Source organism: Thermococcus nautili (assembly GCF_000585495.1).
In the GTDB taxonomy this organism is placed as follows: Archaea; Methanobacteriota_B; Thermococci; order Thermococcales; family Thermococcaceae; genus Thermococcus; species Thermococcus nautili.
This window is the reverse complement of sequence record NZ_CP007264.1, coordinates 83,881-104,053: the sequence shown is the minus strand read 5'-3', so window position 1 is coordinate 104,053 and position 20,173 is coordinate 83,881. Positions and strand designations below refer to the sequence as shown.

Genomic DNA, 20,173 nt, shown 5'->3' with positions numbered 1-20,173 from the left:
AATGGGGACGCTGGACAAGTTCAGGGACAGGGAGCTCGCTCAGAAGATAGTGAAGAAAATCCACGAGGAGGCGAAAGGACTCGACGAGGTCCGCTTCATGCACGTCTGCGGAACCCACGAGGACACCGTGACGAGAACCGGAATCCGCTCTCTTCTCCCGGAGAACGTCAAGATACTCAGCGGGCCGGGCTGTCCGGTCTGTATAACCCCGGTCGAGGACATCGTCAAGATGATGGAGATAATGCGCCAGGCCTACGAGGAGGGCGACAGAATAATCATGACGACCTTCGGCGACATGTACAAGATTCCGACGCCGAGGGGAAGCTTCGCCGATTTGAAGAGTGAGGGCTACGACATCAGGGTCGTTTACTCAATCTACGACACCTACCGCATAGCCAAGGAGAACCCCGACAGGACGGTGGTTCACTTCTCACCGGGCTTCGAGACGACCACAGCCCCGGCCGCAGGAATGCTCAACGTTGTTGCCCAGGAGGAGCTGGAGAACTTCAAGATTTACTCGGTTCACAGGCTCACGCCACCGGCGGTTGAGGTCCTTATAAAGCAGGGAACGCGCTTCCACGGGCTCATTGACCCCGGCCACGTCTCGGTTATAATAGGCGTCAAGGGCTGGGAGCCGATAACCGAGAAGTACGGCGTTCCCCAGGTTATAGCCGGTTTCGAGCCGGTTGACATGCTCCTCGCGGTACTCTACCTCGTCAGAATGGTGAAGGCCGGCGAGGCGAAGATAATCAACGAGTACACTCGCTCCGTTAAATACGAGGGCAACGTCGTTGCCCAGAAGCTCATAGACAAGTTCTTCGAGGTCAAGGACGCGAGGTGGCGCGCTCTCGGAGTCATGCCCAAGAGCGGTCTCGAGCTGAGGAAGGAGTGGAAGGAGCTTGAGATAAGGACTTACTACGACCCCGAAGTCCCGAAGCTCCCCGACCTCGAGAAGGGCTGTCTCTGCGGGGCAATCCTCAGGGGACTGGCCCTGCCACCGCAGTGCCCGCACTTCGGAAAGACCTGCACGCCGAGGCACCCAATAGGGCCGTGCATGGTGTCCTACGAGGGAACGTGCTCGATATTCTACAAGTACGGGGCGTTGTTCTAACACCAAAGGTTCAAAACTCCACTCTCGTTTTCAACTTTTGGTTTTGAAAACCTATAAAGGCTCCAAATACCGAGAAAAACCGGTGGGTGGGCATGAAGGCTTACCGTATTCACGTTCAGGGCATCGTTCAGGCCGTTGGATTCAGGCCGTTCATTTACAGAATAGCGCACGAGCACAACCTGAGGGGCTACGTCAAGAACCTCGGCGATGCCGGAGTCGAGATAGTCGTAGAGGGCCGTGAAGAGGATATAGAGGCATTCATAGAGGACATCTACCGGAAAAAACCTCCCCTCGCAAGGGTTGACAGGCTCGAAAAGAAGGAAATCCCGCCCCAGGGGTTCGACCGCTTCTACATCGAGAAGAGCTCGAAGGGCGGAAGCGGTGGGGACTCGATAATTCCGCCCGACATAGCCATCTGCGAGGACTGCCTGAGAGAACTTTTCGACCCGACGAACAAGCGCTACATGTACCCCTTCATCGTCTGCACCAACTGCGGGCCGAGGTTCACAATTATCGAGGATTTACCCTACGACCGCGAGAACACGACGATGAAGGAATTTCCGATGTGCGACTTCTGCGAGAGCGAGTACAAAGACCCCCTGAACAGGCGCTACCATGCTGAACCCGTCTGCTGTCCCGTCTGCGGGCCGAGCTACCGTCTCTATACGAGCGACGGGGAGGAAATCACGGGCGACCCGCTGAGGAAGGCGGCGGAGCTGATTGATAAGGGCTACATAGTGGCCATCAAGGGAATCGGCGGAATCCATCTGGCGTGCGACGCGACAAGGGAAGACGTCGTTGCCGAGCTGAGGAGGAGAACCTTCAGGCCCCAGAAGCCCTTCGCCATAATGGCTGACTCGCTTGAGACGGTCAAAAGCTTCGCCTACGTGAGCAACGAAGAAGAGGAGGAGCTGACCAGCTATAGAAGACCCATCGTGACGCTCCGCAAGAGGGAACCCTTCCCCCTGCCCGAGAACCTCGCGCCGGGGCTTCACACAATCGGCGTCATGCTTCCCTACGCTGGAACGCACTACATCCTCTTCCACTGGAGCAAGACTAAGGTTTACGTGATGACCTCAGCGAACTACCCGGGAATGCCAATGGTCAAGGACAACGACAAGGCGTTCGAGGAGCTGAAGGATATAGCTGACTACTTCCTGCTCCACAACAGGAGGATACTCAACCGCGCGGACGACAGCGTGATTCGCTTCGTTGACGGGAAGAGGGCTGTGATAAGGCGCTCCCGCGGTTTTGTGCCCCTCCCGATAGAGATTCCCTTCAGCTACCGCGGTCTGGCCGTTGGAGCCGAGCTTATGAACGCCTTTGGAGTTGCTAAAAACGGAAAGGTCTACCCGAGCCAGTACATCGGCAACACCGGAAAGGTCGAGGTTCTTGAGTTCATGAGGGAAGCGATAGAGCACTTCAAGAGGATTCTCCGGGTTAAAGAGTTCGATTTAATCGTTGCCGACCTCCACCCGACCTACAACACGACGAAGCTTGCAATGGAGCTTGCGAACGAGTTAAACGTGGAGCTACTCCAAGTTCAGCACCACTACGCCCACATAGCGAGTGTCTTAGCCGAGAAGAACCTCGAATCCGCTGTAGGAATAGCCGTTGATGGAGTGGGTTACGGAACCGATGGCAACACGTGGGGTGGCGAGGTGCTCTACCTCGGCTACGAGGACGTGGAGAGGTTAGCTCATATAGACTACTACCCGCTTCCCGGCGGAGACCTGGCGAGTTACTACCCGCTAAGGGCTCTGATGGGAATCCTGAGCAAGGTTTACAGCGTCGAGGAGCTCGAAGGGGTCATAAGGAAGTGCTGTCCAAAAGCCGTGGAGAGCCTGAAGTACGGCGAGGTGGAGTTTTCAGTTGCTCTGAACCAGCTCGCCAAGGGGATAAACCTCGCCTACGCTTCGTCAACCGGAAGGGTCCTCGACGCCCTGTCGGTTCTGCTCAACGTGGCCTACAGGAGGCACTATGAGGGCGAGCCGGCGATGAAGCTCGAGAGCTTCGCGATGAAGGGCAAGAACGACCTCAAGTTCGAGGTGCCGGTCGAGGGAGAACTCCTCAAGGTCGAGGAGCTGTTCGTGCAGGCGCTGGACGTCCTTGAAAAGGCCTCCCCGGCGGACATAGCTTACTCGGTTCACCTGGCCCTCGCGAGGGCCTTTGCAGGGGTTGCCATCGAGAAAGCTAAAGAGTTCGGCGTGAAGGACGTCGTGATGAGCGGTGGTGTCGCTTACAACGAGCTGATAGTCAAGACAGTAAGGAAAGCCGTTGAGGCGTCGGGCCTTAAGTTCCACGTTACAACGGAGGTCCCGCGCGGGGACAACGGGATAAACGTCGGCCAGGCCTTCCTCGGCGGGCTGTACCTGGAGGGCTACCTGACGAAGGAGGATTTGATGCTGTGAAGGTTTAAGTGGAAAAATGGAAATTTACTCTGAGGGAAAAGACGATGCCCGTAATCCCGAGGGAAGAGCTCCTCGAAATCCTGCGCGAGGTGAAGGAAAAGCTCATCAAAATCCTCGGCGACGACTTAGTCGAGGTTATCCTCTTCGGCTCGTACGCGAGGGGCGAAGCTAAAGAAGACAGCGACGTTGACGTGATTGTCATGGTCAAGAGACGGCTAACGCTCGAAGAGCACGACCGACTCAGTGAAATCACAGAGGAATACGTTCTGGAGAAAGGGTTAGTTGTCTCGCTCATCGTTTACCCAGTTAATCCAAGAATGGAGGACGACCCGCTGATATGGAACGTGAATGTCGAGGGGGTCAAGGTATGACGGGATACGATGAAATACTGAAAAAGGCCGAAAAGAGTTTGGAACTTCGAACCGCGTTTAATCTCGGGCAGACCGCAGATTACTCCTTTGTGGTTGATATAACCGAGGAAGAGGCGCGCGAAAACATACGGCGCGCTGAAGAATTCCTCGAATTTACAAGGCGCTATCTAACTTCGAAAGGCTTTCTGGAGGGTTGAAAATGGGTGAAAAGATAAAGCTCGAACACGGTGCGGGCGGAGAAATAATGGAGGAGCTCCTGAGGGACGTCATACTGAAGACCCTGACCCTCAAGAGCGCCGGGGGAATAGGACTCGACCAGCTCGACGACGGAGCGACGATACCGTTCGGAGACAAGCACATAGTCTTCACCATCGATGGACACACCGTCAAGCCTCTCTTCTTCCCCGGCGGTGACATAGGCAGGCTCGCGATAAGCGGAACGGTCAACGATTTGGCGGTGATGGGTGCGAAGCCTTTAGCCTTAGCAAACTCGATGATTATCGGGGAAGGCCTTGACATGGAAGTCCTTGAGAGGGTTCTCCGCTCGATGGACGAGACGTCTAAGGAAGTCCCCGTTCCAATCGTCACCGGCGACACGAAGGTCGTTGAAGAGCCGATAGAGATGTTCGTGATTACCGCGGGAGTTGGAATCGCGGAAAAGCCGGTAAGCGACGCCGGTGCGAAGGTTGGGGATATAGTCCTCGTCAGCGGGACGATAGGCGACCACGGGATAGCGCTGATGAGCCACAGGGAGGGTATAGCCTTCGAAACCGAGCTGAAGAGCGACGTCGCACCGATATGGGAGGTCGTTGAAGCAGTTGCAAACGCCATCGGCTGGGAAAATATACACGCGATGAAGGACCCCACGAGGGCCGGGCTTAGCAACGCCCTCAACGAGATAGCGAGGAAGAGCAACGTCGGAATCCTCGTCAGGGAGGATGCAATACCCGTGAAGCCCGAGGTGAGGGCCGCGAGCGAGATGTTGGGAATCAGTCCCTACGATGTTGCCAACGAGGGGAAAGTGGTTATGGTCGTCGCCAGGGAGTACGCGGAGGAAGCCCTTGAGGCAATGAGAAAGACGAAGAGAGGAAAAGACGCGGCGATAATCGGCGAGGTAATAGAAGAATACAGAGGGAAGGTCCTCCTCGAAACCGGAATCGGCGGAAAGCGCTTCATGGAGCCTCCGGCCGGAGACCCCGTGCCGAGGATATGCTAACGCATCTCGAAGCCTTCTAAAGCTTTTTTCACTTCTTCTACGCTCGCCTCGTCCTCGAGCGTTGAGAGGTCGCCGAGGCCCTTTCCGCTGGCGAGGGCCTTTAGGACGCGACGCATTATCTTCCCGCTCCTCGTCTTCGGCAGTTTGTTCACGAAGAACACCTCCGCCGGAGCCGCTATCGGTCCGAGGGTTTCCCTGACGTAGTCTATCAGCTCTTTCTTCAGGCTCTCCCTCGGAACGCAGTTCTCCTTGAGGATTACAAAGGCAACTGGCACTTCGCCCTTAATCTCGTCGGGCCTTCCTATCACAGCGGCCTCGGCAACTGCCGGGTGGAGAACCAGAGCGTGCTCTATTTCCGCCGTTCCAATCCTGTGGCCCGAAACGTTCAGCACCTCGTCGGCCCTGCCGAATATCCAGAAGTAGCCCTCGTCGTCCTTCATAGCGTAGTCAGCGGGATAGTAAATCCAGATTCCCTCGTCGGGCCTGCTGAAGCGCTTCCAGTAGGTCCTGATGTAGCGCTCGTCGTCGCCCCAGATTCCGAGGAGCATTCCTGGCCAGGGCTTATTTATCACGAGGTAGCCGCGTTCGTTCGGCTCCGCCGGGCTTCCATCAGCTTTAAGAACGTCTGCATCGACGCCGAGACCCGGAAAAGTAGCCGAGCCGGGCTTAAGCGGGGGCAACTGTATTCCGGCCGAGGGATAAATCATGTAGCCACCGGTCTCGGTCTGCCACCATGTGTCGATTATCGGGCACCTTCCACCGCCAACGACTTCATAGTACCACTTCCAGGCCCTTGGATTTATCGGCTCGCCGACCGAACCGAGGAGCCTTAAACTTGAGAGGTCGTGCTTCTTCACCCACTCGTCCCCGTAGCGCATGAGCATTCTGATTGCCGTTGGGGCGGTGTAGAATATCGTTACCCCGTGCTTCTCTATCAGCTCCCAGGGCCTGTCGGGCTTTGGATAGTTGAGCGCTCCTTCGTACATCATCACCGTAAGACCAAGCGTTAAGGGCCCGTAGACGAGGTAGCTGTGGCCCGTTATCCAGCCAACATCTGCGGTGTTCCAGAAGAGGTCGCTCTCGGTTATTCCCCACGCCCACTCCATCGTCTTGGCCACGTAGACGAGGTAGCCACCGGTGGAGTGGACGATTCCCTTGGGCTTTCCGGTGGTTCCGCTCGTGTAGAGGATGAACAGCGGGTGGTTGCTCTCGACCGGAACGGGCTCAACGTAGCGCTCGGCCCCGTCGAGGAGTTCGTTCCAGTCGTAGTCTCTGCCCTCGACCATGTTGACGCCGTTTTCTTCCCTCCCCAGGACGACGACGCTTTCAACGCTCGGCGTTTCGAGGAGGGCCTTGTCAACTATCTCCTTGAGGTTGAGCTTCTTACCGCGCCTGTAGAGGTAGTCGGCGGTAATGACGACCTTCGCCCTTGCGTCGTTGATTCTCGTTGCTAATGCTTCCGCCGAGAAGCCCGAGAATACAACGCTGTGAATCGCTCCAATCCTCGCGCTGGCGAGCATTGCTACGACCACTTCTGGAACGAGGGGCATGTAGATGACGACTCTGTCGCCCTTCTCGACTCCGAGGTTTTTCAGTGCTGAAGCAAAGCGGTTCACCTCGCGGTAGAGCTCGTAGTAAGTGAGCGTTCTCGTCTCACCGCGTTCGCTCTCCCAGATTATCGCGGCCCGGTTTCTCTTTCCTGCCTTAACGTGCCTGTCGAGGGCATTGTAGCTCGCGTTGAGCTGACCTCCGACGAACCAGCGGAAGAAGGGCGCCTTTGAGTCGTCGAGGACCTTCTCCCAGGTCTTGAACCAGTCGAGAACCTTCGCCTGCTCTGCCCAGAACTCCTCGATGTTCTCTATGGACTTCCTGTGCTCCTCCCTGAAGGCCTCTAGTGGCAGGTACCTCTCCTTGAGGAATCCTTCGCCTATCTGCATGCTACCACCTCGCTTCTCAGAAATGGAAATTAGGAAACCTTAAAATTCTTTCGTTGATTGTCAAAGTGATGGACGACAAAAGTCGAAAAAGAGTTAGGGAAAGCTAATTAGCCGAACGCCGAAAGCAGAATAGCCGTTCGTCGAAACAAAGGTGTGGGGAGTGCCAATTAACAAAGAACCGTCGAAAGATTCCGAAAAAATCCCGCAAATGTTTACAGAAATGTGTAAAAATGCGAGAAAGCAACGTCAGACTGTCAAAGGTTTTTCAAATGTGTTCATCCGTTGATTATCCTCCACAGCTCTTCTATCTGCTCTATCAGTTCGACTTCCTTGCCCTTCAGGCTGTCGAGTATGAAGTTCTGGTCGAAGGGAATGACCACGTCGGGCTTAACCGGCAGTTCCTCCTCGACGCCGGGCAGGGCTTTGTTGAGAACGAGAACGTGCTTCAGGCCGAGGCTCTCGCTCAGCGCTTTTATTTTCTTCGAGAGCTCTATGGACTCGGCGGATGGCTCTGCGACGTCGATGACGACGTCAACGTACTTGTCAACGCCCCTTCCGAAGTGCTCTATGCCCGCCTCGGTGTCGACGATGATGACCTCGTCCTCCTTCAGCTTTATGCCCTCGAGGAGCTTTCTGGCAAGGAATCCGTAGGGGCAGGCACAGCCCTCTTCAGCCTCTTCAATCTTCCCTATCGTGAGAACGGCGAGGTTGCCCTTTCTGGCCAGAATCTCCTTAGGAATCTCGTCGAGCGTCCAGTTGAAGAGCTCCTCGTCGAGCTCACCCTGTCCCTCGGCCGCCATGAGGATTTTGGCCCTCTTCTTCCCGCCGAGGTGCTCGGCGAGGGTTTTCACCTTCGGGAGGCCGAGCATCCTGTAGAGGCCCGGGTTTGACTCGTCGGCGTCTATTATTAGCACGCGGTAGCCTTTTCCGGCCAGATACTTGCCGAGCATCGCGCTTATCGTGCTTTTTCCGCAACCGCCCTTACCGCTCACGAGAACCTTCATTCGTATCACCATCGGGCAAAAAAGTAGCACGATTTATAAGGGCTTTGGTTCATTCTTGTTTCCAACTTCAGGTTCAGGAAAGTGGTATAAAGGCTCCCGCAAAGATAAGAGCGGTGGTGAAGGGTGATTATCTCGAAACCCTGCGTCACGATGAAGGGCGTCGTTATAGGGGCCTACTCGTGGGAGAAGAGAATAAAGCTCGACCTGACGAAAACGGCCCAGTGTTTGAAGGAGAGGGGTTACACGGTAAAAAAGCTCCTGCCCGGAATGATGCTAATCCTGGAGATGGAGGGCTACGAGGTTAGCGTTTACCCGAGCGGGAAGATAATCGTCAAACTCTTAGAGGATGCAAAGAAAGGAGAGGAAATCGCGAGGATTGTTTACGACTGCGCCGGGGTTCTGGAGGTGGTAGCGTGAGGATTCCGGAAGATGTTAGGAAGGACATACCGCTGACGAGCGAGGTTATCTACTTCGACAACACGGCTACTTCGCTCACGCCGAAGCCGGTTGTAGATGCCATGGACGAGTACTACCTTAAGTACAGGGCCAACGTCCACCGCGGTGTGCACAGGCTGTCGCAGATGGCGACGCACAAGTACGAGGAGAGCAGGAAAGTGGTTGCGGACTTCATCAACGCGAAGTTTGAGGAGATAGCGTTCACCAAGAACACGAGCGAGAGCCTCAACCTTGTTGCCCTCGGCCTTGAGGGCATCTTCAAGCCCGGGGACAAGATAGTCACGACCCCGTACGAGCACCACTCGGATTTACTTCCCTGGCAGAGATTGGCTAAAAAGCTCAACCTTAGGCTCGAGTTCATTGACGGGGACGACGAGGGCAACCTCAATTTAAGCGATGCGGAAAAGAAGATTAAGGGAGCGAAGCTCGTCGCGGTTCAGCACGTTTCAAATGCGCTCGGTGTCATCCACGAGGTCGAGGAGCTCGGAAAGATGGCGAAGGAGGAAGGAGCGATATTCGTTGTTGATGCCGCCCAGAGCGCTGGCCACATGGAGGTTGACGTTAGGAAACTACACGCGGACTTCCTGGCCTTTTCCGGCCACAAGGGGCCGATGGGGCCGACGGGAATAGGCGTCCTCTACATCAACGAGGAGTTCTTTGACGTCTTCGAGCCGCCGCTAATCGGCGGTGGAACGATTGAGGACGTTTCCCTTGACGGTTACAAGCTGACCGAGCCGCCAGAGCGGTTCGAGGCCGGAACGCCGAACATAGGCGGTGCGATAGGATTGGCTGCAGGAATAAGGTACATCGAGAGGATTGGTCTCGACAGAATCGAGAGGCAGGAGAGGAAGCTCGTTAAGCGCACTACGGAAGGCCTTGACGAGCTTGAGATTCCCTGGTACGGGCCGAGGAACATCGACAAGCACGCTGGAGTCGTTAGCTTCAACGTCCCGCCGCTCCACCCGCACGACGTCGCGGCGATACTAGATGAAAACAACATAATGGTTCGCTCCGGTCACCACTGCGCCCTGCCGGTGATGAAGAAGTTAGGAATAAACGGAACGGTGAGGGCTTCGTTCCACGTCTACAACAGCCTTGAGGAGGTTGAGACGTTCCTCGGCGTTCTTGAGGAGCTGGTTAAGGGGCTGAGGGGCTAAGCGCCCCCTCCCCCACCCCCACCACGAACTATCAACACTGTAAATTCAAAATCGAGCTTCTCGGTGAGGACGGTTCCAGGAGATTTTGGCCAGAAGACGTAGAATTTTTGCTTCTCAATGAAATGGCCGTTCTGGAAGGTGTAAACGTAAACCTCAACGGCAGGAACCACGAGCAGAGGGCGAACGACAACAAGGGCTCTTAAGAGCTTTTGGACTCCAAGTCTGTAGCTCGGGCCAACGTCGTAAAGGGCATAGACCCACATGGGACCAACACTGGGGACGCCGAGCTTTTCAAGTTCTGTGGTGTTTAGGTTATACGTTTTAATGCCCGTAGAGGACAGAACACACGATGACGTCATGCAGAAATCGCTGTTAACCGGCGAGTGAAGGTACAGGTACTTGTCGAGCAACCTGGCACCTGAAAGCGACGTGAGAAAAATCGCTATCAAAAGGAACCCCGCCAGTCTCTTCAGCCGGTACTTCCCCTTTCGGATGTACTGGTAGGAACTCCAGAACCACGCGATAAGCGCAACGATTACAGCAAAGTAGTAAACCGAAAGGAGCGTTCCGAATACAATTGGATTTGTGGCGTGTTCGTAATACACCATATTTACTCACCAGTAAAAGTACGCGGGACCTTTAAAAAAGTTATTGAAGGGCGAAGATGTTCACCGAAGAACACCTTCGGGCAACCCACCGTGAAGGACATCAACGCTCTCAGGGCTCCTCGTTATCAGCGTTCCGGCCTTTTTGCCAACAAACTTCCTCGTCGGGCCCGGCGGAACACCGCTCGTCTCGTAAACGAGGGACTGAACGTCGGGGTCGTGGTAGAGGAGGAGTGTCGGGCCGGCTATGTTCAGAAGCGAGTCAAGGACGTACTGGCTCGCGACAACGGTAACCCTGCGCTTCAACGGCCTCGTGAGCAAAGGCATTGCCGCGCTTCCAGCCGTTGTGTAGCCGAGAACGGCGCCGTCAACGAGGCCAACAACCGTCTCGCGCCTCTTCTCAAAGGCTGCCGCGAGGGTGAGGAACGCTATGCCGACGAGGGTTATGCTCCTGGTCTCGCCGAGGTTCACCCTAACGCTTCCCTCAAGCTTCGGTGGCTCGCCGCTGTACAGCGCCTCGTCGAGGGGAGTGTAGCTCTCAAGGATAACCTCCGAGTACTTCTCGTTCCTCTTGACCGCCTCGGGAACGCTCGAAACCTTGCCGAGGAGCACGTCAACGTAGAGCCTGTCCGTTAAAGCCCTGTCGAGGCCGTACAGTGTTTGGACGATGGTGACCGCGGTGTACGGGTCGAAGTAGCCGGCCTTGTAGAGCTTTATCGGGTCGAGGCCGAGGCTGGCACCATCGCGAACCTCGATTACTTCATCAAAGTCCCCCTCAACCTCCCCGGTGGTGTCGAAGACGACCGCCGAGTAGCCGAGCTTCCGGTACTCACCGATAACGTATGAGAGGAACCTGACGGGATAATCGTCCATCCCGAAGACCTTCAGCGTCCTGCCGTGGTACACGGGGTCGTAGAAGACGGGTTCCTCACCATCGAGAACCTTAACCGCTATCCTGCTGTGTCTCATGAGAACCACCGGAGAAAATAGGAGGTGATTCTATAAACGGCTTCCGGTTTAAACGCCTAAACGACTTTGACAAGCTTCTCCATCCAGGGACTCACGCGCACCCTAATGTAACCCCTGAACTTCCCGTCAACTTCCCGGTCGCCGGTATAAACGCGAATCGGGCCGGTCAGCTTGTCCGGCGTTGCAACGACGATTACGTTCTCCTTCGGGATTCTCCTGAGGACTTCGGCCGAGAACTGCTGGTTGCCCCTGCCGAAGAGGAAGTTTGCCCCGCCGATTACCGTGACGACGACCCTTGGATTCCTATCAGCAAACCGGAGCAGGTCCTTCTCAGTGGCGTCCTTGACGAGGAGTTTGGCCTCTCCGTCCCTTACCTCAACGACGTCAACGCCGAGAAGTGTCCCGTCGATACCAAGCCGGTCCTTTATCCTCTTTACCGTCGAGCCCGAGCCGAGGAAATAAATCCCCTCGCTTTCAAGGATTTCCTCCGCGACGGCCTCGGCCAGGGCTTCAAGCTCCCCGGCCTCGTCGGCCTTCACAGCCTCCTTGCTCCCCTGCACAAGGTTCTCGACGACCGGAACGAGGGCCTTTCCGTAGGTCTTCGCCCTGACCTCGTCCCTCCTGAAAGCCTCCTCGTCGATGTCCCTCACTTCCCTCTCCTCAAGTTTAGTTTCTCCACGCAGGAACCTAACGAGGACTTCAGCGGCCTTCTCAGGCGAAACCGCGAAGACGCCGGAGTACATCTTGACCCCCGTCGGAATCCCCAGGATTGGAACCTTCCTACCGACCGCGCTAACAACGTCCCTCGCGGTCCCATCACCGCCGGCGAAGACTATGAGCTTAACTTTCCCGAGCATCTTGCGGGCGAGCCTTTTGGTGTGCTCCGAACTGGTGTCGGGGATTCTAACGCCGTTGACCTCGCGGTAGCGGAACTCGATGGGGATGACCTCAAAGCGGAAGCCGGACTCCCTAAGGTAGTCCTCGCCGAGCAGGCCGGGGCCGGTGAGGAAGGTTATCGAGCGGGCCTCGGGGTAGTGGGAAAGCTCACGCAGGAAGAGCCGAACGAGGTCCGGGGAAACCGGCCTGGCTCCCCGTCTGATGGCCTCCTCAACAACTCCATCGGTGCCCTTGAGGGCCACCTTACCGCCCATTCCCGCTATCGGGTTCACGATGAGCCCTATCACGCTCTCACCTCATGTACTTCCTCGCGAACACCGTGAGGAAGACAGCCCACATGAACATTCCGAAGAGCGCCTCGACCGACGCTATGACCCTGCCGACGCCTATCGGGTGGTAGTCACCGTAGCCGAGGGTAGTTGCCGTTACAATGCTGAAGTACTCGTAGTCGAGGAAGCTCAGACTGTTGGAAAGCCCCTGAACGCTCCCCGTGACGAAGAACAGGACGGGAAACAGGACGTTGACGGCGAAGAGCCATATCATTATCGGCCTCTTCCAGTCGGTTCCGTACTTGCAGGTCAAGTCCGCGAAGAGCCACTCGAAGGCAACCTCAAAGCGGTCCACGAGCTTTTTAATGCCCTTCCGCCTCGCCCTCAGGCGCGCCTTCCTCCTGGCGACCATCTCAAGGTAGTAGTACTGGTCTGCCCTCTCGAAGTCCCCGCTACGCTCCCAGCTCGTCCTCGCGAGGCGGTAGAAGACCTCCTCCGCGTAGGGGTTGTTGAAGCGGCAGTCCTCGATTATCATGAAGCCCTCAACGGTGAGTTCAAGGGGCAGGCTCGGAAGGACTGTCATAATCCACGTTGAATCCACGTTGACCTGGCTCTTCCGGATTATCAGGTTGCTGTGGACGAAGACGTGAACGAACTCGGGGCTCTTCAGGTGGCTCCACTTGACCTCAACGTGGCCGAAGACGTCAAGATTCTCCAGAACGAGGTTTCCGGAGAACCCCGCGATTGAAAGCCTGACCTGTCTCTTAAACCTCGGCGCGGTGTCGAAGGAAACGTCGCGGATGACGAGCGAGCGGACCTTTACCGTCCTCCTGCCGGCCTCAGAAACGTTGACCCCGTGCTCCTCCAGGATTTTTCTGAGCAGGGGGTATCTTGTGTTTACCCCTATTCTCCTAACGTCCCTCAGGTTCGAGAGCTCGATTAGGCCCTTGGCGCTCCTTCCACCGTAGGTTTCCTCCTCGCCTTCGCCAACGTACTGGGTCGAGTTCAGCATGAGGTACTTGACGCTTGAATCCCTGATTGAGATGTTGCTGGAGAAGTCCACGCGGAGCACGTTGAGGCCGAAGACTGTTGAGCCCTTGACGAGGATGACCTCAACCTTTGACTGGAAGAGAATAACCCTGTCCACGGTCGAGTTCAGCAGAACGAGCCCCTTGAAGTTCGAATCCTCTATTATAAGGCTCTTGATTTGGGAGTTCTTGAAGACGAGAATCCTCTCGCTCCGGTAGTCCTTAATCGTAACGTCGTAGAGGTAAACGCCCTCGAAGTAGCTCTGACCGACCTTGAGCCTCCTCTGGAAGGTTTCAGCCTTCAGCTCCTTTATGCTTTCACCCAGTAGGAACTCGCCCTCGTCGTAGGGAATGTGGAGGGGGCAGTACTTCGACCCCTCAACTGGCTTCAGGCGGCACTTTTTTCCGTTTTCAAAGGTGTACTCGCACATCGTTCCGAGTTCAGGAGAGTGCTATTAAGGTTTTCTGCTCTTCAAGGCCCGCATGTAGAAGGTCTCGCCCCGGTAGTTCAGCCTTATCAGCTTCCCCTCCTCCAAAAGCCTCTCAACCACGTCCCAGCCGGCGTTGTTCTTCTCCAAGAGCTCCCTCAATGCTTCCTCGCGCATCGGGTGAACTGCAGTTATGGACAGAATGTCCTCGACGACGTTTCCCGTGCTCGCGAAGGCGTTGCCCTCGTAGCCGATGAGGTATTCAACTTTTCCGCCGAGGCGCTCGCTGAAGAGCTGGTAGGCGAGGTTTATCGTTTCCTCACTCGCTGGCTCAACCCACTTCTCCGCCGGTGGCCTCGTGGGGACGGCTATGTAGGCCTTATCCGGTTTAAGCTCCGCGAGGAAGTCGGCTATCCTTTCGAGCTCGTCGCCGTAGTCAATGTTAATGAGCATCGTCTCGGTTACAAGCGTTCCATCGAAGTCGTCTCTAAAGGTTAACATACCGTCAAGGATTCTCCCGAGCGAGAGGCTCTTGTGGGGCCTGTCTATCTTCCTCCAGAGGGGCTCGCTTACTGCATCGAGCTTGAGCGAGACGAAGTCGAAGGCCGAAAGGTCCGCCCTTACGTCCTCGCGCCAGATGAGGGACGAGTTGGTAAGTATCGCGAGCGGGACTTCGAGTTCCCTCAGAAGCTCGACCTCGATGCCGAGGTTTATATCGAGCGTTGGCTCGCCGTCCGGGACGAAGGTGATGTAGTCAATCCTCTCGCCCTTCCTTCTCGCTTCCTCGACCTTCTTCGAGACCTCCTCAAAGAGGAACTCCGGCTCGTAGAAGGGCTTCCGCTCGATTTCCATCCTCAGGGTTCTGCCTATCTGGCAGTAGACGCACGCGTAGGAGCAGACCTTGTCCGGTATGTTGTTGACCCCAAGGCTCCTGCCGAGCCTCCTCGATGGGACGGGACCGAAGGCGAGCATAGCACCACCGGAATTAGGTTGACCTAAGAGCGTATAAGCTTAGCGGGTGAGGTTCCTGAAGTAGGCCTTCAGGGCGCTCCAGTTGAGGGCTATGTGGACTATCGAGAGGCCGAAGAAGGCGAAGCCAAGGTAAATGTGCAGTGTGTCGGCGGTCGAGACCGGCAACGGGTGGCCGAGTTTCGCTGTCAGCGGGCCGATGAGGAGTATCGTGCCCGTTATTCCCGTGATTAGCCAGAGGGCGAAGAGCAACAGCGAGACGCACATTCTAAGGTTGCACTTCATGGCTCACCCCTTCCTGTAGGTTTTTCCGTCTATGACTATAACGTCGGCCTTGAGCGACCCGTCCTCCTCGCTGGCGAGTATCGTCACCCTCTCGCCGGGCTTCAGTAGTGCGAGCATGTCACGCCAGGTGAGGCTCTCGTTGTCCGGTCCTGTCCAGCGGCCCCTAATCTCAATCGTGTAGTTCTCCACGACGACGGCCCTAAGGGCGGTATCAACGGCCTTTATCACGCCGGTAACGTTCACGGAAGTCGTGTTCAGAACCTCCTCCAGCGAGGGGGCGCTCTGGTTGAGCTCGGTGCCGTTGGGGGCCCCTATGTAGAACTCCACCGTGACCCTCTCCTCAGTTCCGTAGGGACAGCCGGTGCCGTAGTGGAAGACCACGTCTATGCTCCCGTTGCCGAGGACTTTCACAGTGTACTGCTTGAAGGCAGTGTAGGCGTCCTTCAGCTCGGTCTTGGTCTCGTTCACGACCTCGACGTTAACAGGGTTCTCGGTCGTTATCTTCCAGTCCGAATAGGGGCACGGCTGGGCGTGCTTGAACCTGACCGTGACGTTGAGCGTTACGAGCGTTCCGGGTTTCTCGACGTATGCCTCCGCGGGGATAACGCAGAGTATGTCGTCTCCCTGGTGGGAGGTAAGGGAACCGATGTAGTAAACGCCGTTGACTGGCCCGGAGGGAGGTGACGGAAGCGGTGTGGAGCCCGTGCCGATTCTCTCGTTGGCATAGTTCACCGCAAACGGGAGTGCCGTGAAGAGAAGGCAAAGTATGAACGAGATTACAAGTTTCCTCTCCATGATAGGCATTGCATATGTAACATTTTTTAAACCTTTCTGCCCCAATGCACACATTCAGACAGCACAGGCACTGTTGCGTCAGGAACCTTTTTAAATCAAAACGCCCCCGGCGCACCCTCAAGGTGGTTCGATGAGCCAGAGGGTAGCGGTTGCGGTCAGAAACGCATCGGTGTCGGGCAGGTACAGCAGGATTCCGGACGTGCCGAGGTGGTTTTACTCTTTCGTGCCCTTCAAGATAGCCACGGGTGGAAGTTCCGCACTGGTCAGCCTGTACATCCTCGAACTCGGCGGAAGTGCATCAACCGTTGGAATAGCCTTCGCGCTGGCGAGTCTGGCTTCGATGCTCGGTGCACTGTTCTGGGGCAGGCTGAGCGACAGAACCCTGAGGAGAAAGCCCTTCATACTGCTCGGCTTCGCGAGCGTCCCCCTGTTCCTGCCCCTGATGGCGCTCTCAAGGACACCGCTCCAGCTGATTGCCGTCAACACGCTCTACTCCTTCTTCCTCGCCTCAACGCTCCCCGTTCCAATAGCACTCGTCCTGAGGAGCGTTAGGAAGCACCGCTGGGACTACGGGATAGGCAAGTTCAACGAGATAAGCGGGTGGGACTGGGCGTTCGGCCTGCTAATCGGCTTCGGCCTTTCACGCTACCTGAGCGTACCAGAGCTCTTCGCCACCTTCGCGCTCCTCGGCCTTCCCGCGCTCCCTCTGGCCCACAGAACCATAAGGGAGGCGCCAGTTTATATCAACAGGAGGGCAATAAGGGCCTTCGGGAACTACGTCGTCGAGAAGACCCGCTACTTCCCGAGCTTCGTCCTGCACACCAACCTGAGCCTCCCCGCAAGCCTGCGGGAACTCTATATCTCTCTCGTCCTCCTCTGGGTCGCCATCGGTCTCTACTTCCCCCAGATGCCCGTGCTGATAAGGGACTCCGGCTACGGAACCGAGGTCGTCTACCTGGCCCTCATCGTCAACTCGGTCATCTCGGCCCTCAACTACACCCGGGTCGGTCAGGGCATGAGGGACAAGAGGGCAACGCTTACGAAGGGCCTGCTCATCAGAATGGGGGCGTTCTCCGTTGCCCTGCTCGCGGTATGGGCTGGCGGGGCGTTGCCCCTCGTCATGGCCTCCTACGTCCTCACCGGCTACTCGTGGGCCTTCATAAGCCTCTCGTCAACGGGAATAGTGGGAGAAAAAGCCGGAGAGCGCGAGAAGGGAAGCGCGATGGGAACCTACAACGTCCTGAGCTCCGCGGGCTACGTTGCAGGAAGCGCCCTCGGCGGTTCCCTGGTCTCTGCGGTGGGTTTCGGGCCGACGCTTGGACTGGCAGTCCTGCTCGTCGGCGGTAGCCTCGCGGTGATAAAAAGAATGAGCTAAGGTCAGAACTTGAGAACCCTTGCAAGGACTATCAGCGGGTCCCAGACCGGCGCGAAGGGCGGTGCGTAGGCCAAATCCGTGAAGAAGGCGTCCTTCGTCGTGAAGCCCGCCGTAAGCATCGCCGCTGCCGTGTCAATCCTCGGGAGGATTTCAGCACCTACAGCCTGAACGCCGAGGAGCCTGTTGGTCTCGTTGTCAACAACGCCCTTCAGCCATATCGGCCTCGCCCCCGGATAGTAGTGGGGCCTCGTGCTCGCCTTTATGAAGGCCGTCCTGACGTCGTAGCCTTCTTTTATCGCCTCAGCCTCGGTCAGGCCGGTCTTGCCTATTTCAACATCGAAGAACTTGGTGACGCTCGTTCCCAGCACGCCGGGGAAGTGGAGCTCTTTACCGGCGATGTTGCTTCCCGCGACGTAGCCCATCTTGTTTCCTGCCGGAGCGAGCGGAATCCAGACGCGCCTTCCGGTTATGAGGTGCTTCGTCTCGGCGACGTCTCCCGCTGCATAGACGTTCTCAACGCTCGTCTGCATCCTCTCGTTTGTCCATATCGCCCCCGTCTCTCCTATCCTGACGCCTATCTCCTTGGCCAGCTCGACGTTGGGTTTTATTCCAGTTGCGAGAATCACGATGTCGGCCTTGTACTCGCCGGCGTCGGTGATTACCTTCTCAACTTTCTCCTTACCTTCAATGCGCATGAGGATTTCCTCTGTGCGGAGGTTTATCCGCTTCCTCATCTCCTCCTCAAGGACGTCGGTGATTTCCTTGTCGAAGGCCTTCTTCATAACCCTCTCCCCGCGCTCGATGAGGGTGACGTTCTTGCCCTGGGCTGAGAAGGCCTCGGCCATCTCAACGCCTATGTAGCCACCTCCAATGATTACAACGTCCTCCACGCGGTTCTTCTCCATGTACTCCCTGATGGCGACGGCATCGGGCGGGAGGTCGGCCTTGAAGACGCCCGGGAGGTCTATCCCCTCAACGGCGGGAACCCTGGGCGAGGCGCCGTTGGCGAAAACCAAATAGTCCCACTCGTAGGTGTGCTCACCGTCCTCTTCCCTGACCCTGACGTAGCCCTGGCCGACCTCGATGACCTCTGCCTTGAGGTGGAGGTCTATGCCACGCTTCTTGATGAAGACCTCGGGCGGATAATGCATGAGCTTTTCAGTCGGCGAGATTCCCTCGACAACGTACGGAATCCCACAGGGGGCGTGGCTGACCCACTCAGTCGCTTCAAAGACCTTGACGTCCCACTCGGGCTTGAGCCTCTTGACGCGCGAGGCGGTGCTCATTCCGGCCGCTCCGCCACCGATGATAACGACCCTCTTCATCCACATCACCGAGAAGGGTTCAAAACCTTCGGTTAAAAAGGTTGGTGGAGAAAATCACTTCTTGCCCCTGAAGTACTTCCTCCTTCCAACGTGGACCATCCTGTAAACCTCCCCCTCCCGAACCTCGAAGGGCGGCCTGTTGAGCTCATAAGTTTCGTAGCTCTCCATGTCCATCAGCTGAACCTCACCGGGAGTAACGCTCGTCACCATCGCCTCGCTCTCCTCGTGCTCGACGGTGTCAACTTTCTCCCTCTTGGCAGTCTTCCAGTCAAGGTGCTCGCTCTCCCAGTTCTCGAGGTTTTTGAGCGTTAAGCCCTTGCCGTCAACGCGCTCGACCTCGTAGACGTTGCCCCTCCTGTCGGCCACGATGTCCCCCTTCCTGAACTTCGGAATCCTCACGCTCACGCTCGTCCTGTAAACTTCCCTGCTCGTCTGCCTGTCGAGTCCCACCAGTTCATAGGCCTCGCTTATCGTCCCACCAAAGCGCTCGCGGATTGCCTGAGCTATCTTCCTCGCCGAACTGGTGGAGCCCATGTAGAAGTCGAGACCCTCTTCCTTCTCTATGGTATCCTGGATGAAGCCCATCCTGTCCTTCCGCATTATCTCATCAACCTTCTCCTCGACGAGCTTCCCTATGGCCTTCCGTTCCTCCTCGCTCAGAGGTCTCCCCTCGGCGCGGACCTGCAGAATCGCCTCGAAGTAACCGCCGAGGAACTTCTGACAGCGGGGGCAGACTGTCTGGCGGACGTAGACGGTAACGCGCTTCCGCTCATCGTGTAACTCACGCTGGAGTTCGTGGGTCCTGGCCTTAACGCGAACCTCGTAGACGATTATCGCCGGAAAGTGCTCGATGTGGAAATCCAGGGGCTCGAAGGAAACCACTGCCATGCCGACGGGCAAATCCTCAATCTCCTCCAGCTCCTCTGGTGAAACAACCTCGTACTCCCTGATTTTCTCGCTGAAGGAATCCTCGAGCTCCTCGAGAAGAGCGTTCTCGGCGACCTCAAAGATGAGCTCCTCAAGCTCGTAGCTCTTTGGGTCAACCCACACCCCCCTCTTCTTGTAGCTCCCGCAGTTCTGGCAGAGCTCGGTGTTTACCTCTTCCCCTATGAGCAGGACCGGATTCTCCTTGCGATAGCAGACCTGACAGAGGCCCTCGATGAGCGGACCGCCTTCCTCCTCGCTTATCCCACAGCGGTAGCAGAACCTCATCCCTCTCACCCGTTTCAAGTTGGGTTGAGGGTTTAAAAAGTCTCAGAAGAGGAGCTTCGCCATCTGCGCGTGGGGGGACGCCCTGAATCCTGAGAACCCTCTCCGGGTCGACGTAGCCGAGCTCGATTGCCTTGGCGACACAGCGCTCCCCGGTTAAGTTAGCTATCGTTGCCTCGTCAAGGAGCTCCTTGAGCCTCTCCTCCTCAACGAGTTCGCCCTTGTAAAAGCGCTCCTTGACCTCGAGCTTGAGCTCACCCTCGCGGAAGGTCTTTCCAATTAGTTCCTCGTCGCACGCCGCGAGGAGAACCTCTCCCTGAACGCGGTAAACCTTGACGTATATCATTTCACCACCG

The 20,173-nt window shown here is 56.7% G+C and carries 19 protein-coding genes and 1 pseudogene; 8 read left to right on the top strand and 12 right to left on the bottom strand.

The features are described 5' to 3' along the window. Window position 1: 1 nt before the first annotated feature. The 5 genes from hypD to hypE all read left to right on the top strand — a co-directional run bounded on the left by hypD (window position 2) and on the right by hypE (window position 5,109). Window positions 2-1,111 carry a hydrogenase formation protein HypD gene (gene hypD / locus BD01_RS00555; protein ID WP_042688843.1) on the top strand — a complete coding sequence of 370 codons (1,110 nt, stop codon included), beginning with the start codon at window positions 2-4 and terminating at the stop codon, window positions 1,109-1,111. A gap of 92 nt (window positions 1,112-1,203) precedes the next feature. Beyond that, on the top strand, window positions 1,204-3,522 hold the full coding sequence (gene hypF, locus BD01_RS00550; RefSeq protein WP_042688841.1) for a carbamoyltransferase HypF: 2,319 nt from the start codon (window positions 1,204-1,206) through the stop codon (window positions 3,520-3,522). 44 nt (window positions 3,523-3,566) lie between these two features. Then, window positions 3,567-3,893, top strand: a complete 327-nt coding sequence (locus BD01_RS00545) for a nucleotidyltransferase family protein (RefSeq protein ID WP_042693068.1) — start codon at window positions 3,567-3,569, stop codon at window positions 3,891-3,893. Further along, entirely contained in the window at window positions 3,890-4,090 is a 201-nt protein-coding gene (locus BD01_RS00540) for a hypothetical protein (RefSeq protein ID WP_042688838.1), read from the top strand. Before BD01_RS00545 ends, BD01_RS00540 begins: the two co-directional genes overlap by 4 nt. 2 nt (window positions 4,091-4,092) lie before the next feature. Next, window positions 4,093-5,109 (top strand): hydrogenase expression/formation protein HypE, encoded by a 1,017-nt coding sequence (gene hypE, locus BD01_RS00535; protein ID WP_042688835.1) that lies wholly within the window; start codon window positions 4,093-4,095, stop codon window positions 5,107-5,109. Here the strand turns inward: hypE and acs are convergent. Together acs and BD01_RS00525 are read right to left on the bottom strand one after the other, a co-directional pair. Further along, window positions 5,106-7,046, bottom strand: coding sequence for an acetate--CoA ligase (gene acs, locus BD01_RS00530; protein WP_042688834.1), 1,941 nt, complete (start codon window positions 7,044-7,046; stop codon window positions 5,106-5,108). The genes hypE and acs overlap by 4 nt on opposite strands. Window positions 7,047-7,321: 275 nt before the next feature. Beyond that, the gene (locus tag BD01_RS00525) at window positions 7,322-8,050 is read right to left on the bottom strand and encodes an ATP-binding protein (protein WP_042688833.1); all 729 of its coding nucleotides are present in this window, start codon (window positions 8,048-8,050) and stop codon (window positions 7,322-7,324) included. Between the two features lie 123 nt (window positions 8,051-8,173). Between BD01_RS00525 and BD01_RS00520 the strand changes: the two genes are divergently transcribed. Beyond that, window positions 8,174-8,467 carry a hypothetical protein gene (locus BD01_RS00520; protein ID WP_042688831.1) on the top strand — a complete coding sequence of 98 codons (294 nt, stop codon included), beginning with the start codon at window positions 8,174-8,176 and terminating at the stop codon, window positions 8,465-8,467. Then, window positions 8,464-9,663 (top strand): cysteine desulfurase, encoded by a 1,200-nt coding sequence (locus BD01_RS00515; protein WP_042688830.1) that lies wholly within the window; start codon window positions 8,464-8,466, stop codon window positions 9,661-9,663. The genes BD01_RS00520 and BD01_RS00515 overlap by 4 nt, the downstream gene beginning before the upstream one ends. On the opposite strand, the gene BD01_RS00510 is transcribed toward BD01_RS00515, so the two are convergent. From BD01_RS00510 to BD01_RS00480, 7 genes are read right to left on the bottom strand one after another with little or no spacing between them, the layout of a single operon-like run. After that, window positions 9,660-10,271: a hypothetical protein gene (locus BD01_RS00510; RefSeq protein WP_042688828.1), complete on the bottom strand. Its 612-nt coding sequence runs from the start codon at window positions 10,269-10,271 to the stop codon at window positions 9,660-9,662. The two genes, BD01_RS00515 and BD01_RS00510, sit on opposite strands and share 4 nt — an antisense overlap. A 60-nt stretch (window positions 10,272-10,331) precedes the next feature. Beyond that, the gene (locus BD01_RS00505) at window positions 10,332-11,237 is read right to left on the bottom strand and encodes a hypothetical protein (protein WP_042688825.1); all 906 of its coding nucleotides are present in this window, start codon (window positions 11,235-11,237) and stop codon (window positions 10,332-10,334) included. Window positions 11,238-11,293: 56 nt separating this feature from the next. After that, window positions 11,294-12,421, bottom strand: coding sequence for an ATP-NAD kinase family protein (locus BD01_RS00500; protein ID WP_042688824.1), 1,128 nt, complete (start codon window positions 12,419-12,421; stop codon window positions 11,294-11,296). 4 nt (window positions 12,422-12,425) lie between these two features. Beyond that, the gene (locus BD01_RS00495) at window positions 12,426-13,862 is read right to left on the bottom strand and encodes a potassium channel family protein (RefSeq protein WP_042688821.1); all 1,437 of its coding nucleotides are present in this window, start codon (window positions 13,860-13,862) and stop codon (window positions 12,426-12,428) included. Between the two features lie 24 nt (window positions 13,863-13,886). Further along, window positions 13,887-14,831, bottom strand: a complete 945-nt coding sequence (locus BD01_RS00490) for a radical SAM protein (RefSeq protein ID WP_042688820.1) — start codon at window positions 14,829-14,831, stop codon at window positions 13,887-13,889. A 39-nt stretch (window positions 14,832-14,870) separates the two neighbouring features. Then, window positions 14,871-15,113 (bottom strand): DUF4405 domain-containing protein, encoded by a 243-nt coding sequence (locus tag BD01_RS00485; protein ID WP_042688818.1) that lies wholly within the window; start codon window positions 15,111-15,113, stop codon window positions 14,871-14,873. 3 nt (window positions 15,114-15,116) lie between these two features. After that, on the bottom strand, window positions 15,117-15,908 hold the full coding sequence (locus tag BD01_RS00480) for a hypothetical protein (protein ID WP_042688816.1): 792 nt from the start codon (window positions 15,906-15,908) through the stop codon (window positions 15,117-15,119). A 130-nt stretch (window positions 15,909-16,038) separates the two neighbouring features. Here BD01_RS00480 and BD01_RS00475 point away from each other — a divergent pair, with 130 nt between their 5' ends. Further along, window positions 16,039-17,283 (top strand): MFS transporter, encoded by a 1,245-nt coding sequence (locus tag BD01_RS00475; RefSeq protein WP_042688812.1) that lies wholly within the window; start codon window positions 16,039-16,041, stop codon window positions 17,281-17,283. Window positions 17,284-17,285: 2 nt separating this feature from the next. Here the strand turns inward: BD01_RS00475 and cdr are convergent, their stop codons facing one another. The 3 genes and pseudogenes from cdr to BD01_RS00460 form a co-directional block, all read right to left on the bottom strand. Further along, entirely contained in the window at window positions 17,286-18,614 is a 1,329-nt protein-coding gene (gene cdr / locus BD01_RS00470) for a CoA-disulfide reductase (RefSeq protein ID WP_042688810.1), read from the bottom strand. A 48-nt stretch (window positions 18,615-18,662) separates the two neighbouring features. Then, complete coding sequence (locus BD01_RS00465) at window positions 18,663-19,820, bottom strand: 60S ribosomal export protein NMD3 (protein ID WP_042688808.1); 1,158 nt, start codon at window positions 19,818-19,820, stop codon at window positions 18,663-18,665. Between the two features lie 42 nt (window positions 19,821-19,862). Further along, a pseudogene (locus tag BD01_RS00460) lies at window positions 19,863-20,163 on the bottom strand (DUF424 domain-containing protein). Window positions 20,164-20,173: the final 10 nt, after the last annotated feature.

Coding starts and splice junctions, on each gene's coding strand:
- BD01_RS00540 (WP_042688838.1), top strand. CDS start 3,890: ATGACGGGATACGATGAAATACTGAAAAAGGCCGAAAAGAGTTTGGAA.
- BD01_RS00505 (WP_042688825.1), bottom strand. CDS start 11,237: ATGAGACACAGCAGGATAGCGGTTAAGGTTCTCGATGGTGAGGAACCC.
- BD01_RS00480 (WP_042688816.1), bottom strand. CDS start 15,908: ATGGAGAGGAAACTTGTAATCTCGTTCATACTTTGCCTTCTCTTCACG.
- BD01_RS00475 (WP_042688812.1), top strand. CDS start 16,039: ATGAGCCAGAGGGTAGCGGTTGCGGTCAGAAACGCATCGGTGTCGGGC.
- acs (WP_042688834.1), bottom strand. CDS start 7,046: ATGCAGATAGGCGAAGGATTCCTCAAGGAGAGGTACCTGCCACTAGAG.
- BD01_RS00465 (WP_042688808.1), bottom strand. CDS start 19,820: ATGAGGTTCTGCTACCGCTGTGGGATAAGCGAGGAGGAAGGCGGTCCG.
- hypF (WP_042688841.1), top strand. CDS start 1,204: ATGAAGGCTTACCGTATTCACGTTCAGGGCATCGTTCAGGCCGTTGGA.
- BD01_RS00490 (WP_042688820.1), bottom strand. CDS start 14,831: ATGCTCGCCTTCGGTCCCGTCCCATCGAGGAGGCTCGGCAGGAGCCTT.
- BD01_RS00485 (WP_042688818.1), bottom strand. CDS start 15,113: ATGAAGTGCAACCTTAGAATGTGCGTCTCGCTGTTGCTCTTCGCCCTC.
- BD01_RS00525 (WP_042688833.1), bottom strand. CDS start 8,050: ATGAAGGTTCTCGTGAGCGGTAAGGGCGGTTGCGGAAAAAGCACGATA.
- BD01_RS00495 (WP_042688821.1), bottom strand. CDS start 13,862: ATGTGCGAGTACACCTTTGAAAACGGAAAAAAGTGCCGCCTGAAGCCA.
- BD01_RS00545 (WP_042693068.1), top strand. CDS start 3,567: ATGCCCGTAATCCCGAGGGAAGAGCTCCTCGAAATCCTGCGCGAGGTG.
- hypE (WP_042688835.1), top strand. CDS start 4,093: ATGGGTGAAAAGATAAAGCTCGAACACGGTGCGGGCGGAGAAATAATG.
- cdr (WP_042688810.1), bottom strand. CDS start 18,614: ATGTGGATGAAGAGGGTCGTTATCATCGGTGGCGGAGCGGCCGGAATG.
- hypD (WP_042688843.1), top strand. CDS start 2: ATGGGGACGCTGGACAAGTTCAGGGACAGGGAGCTCGCTCAGAAGATA.
- BD01_RS00510 (WP_042688828.1), bottom strand. CDS start 10,271: ATGGTGTATTACGAACACGCCACAAATCCAATTGTATTCGGAACGCTC.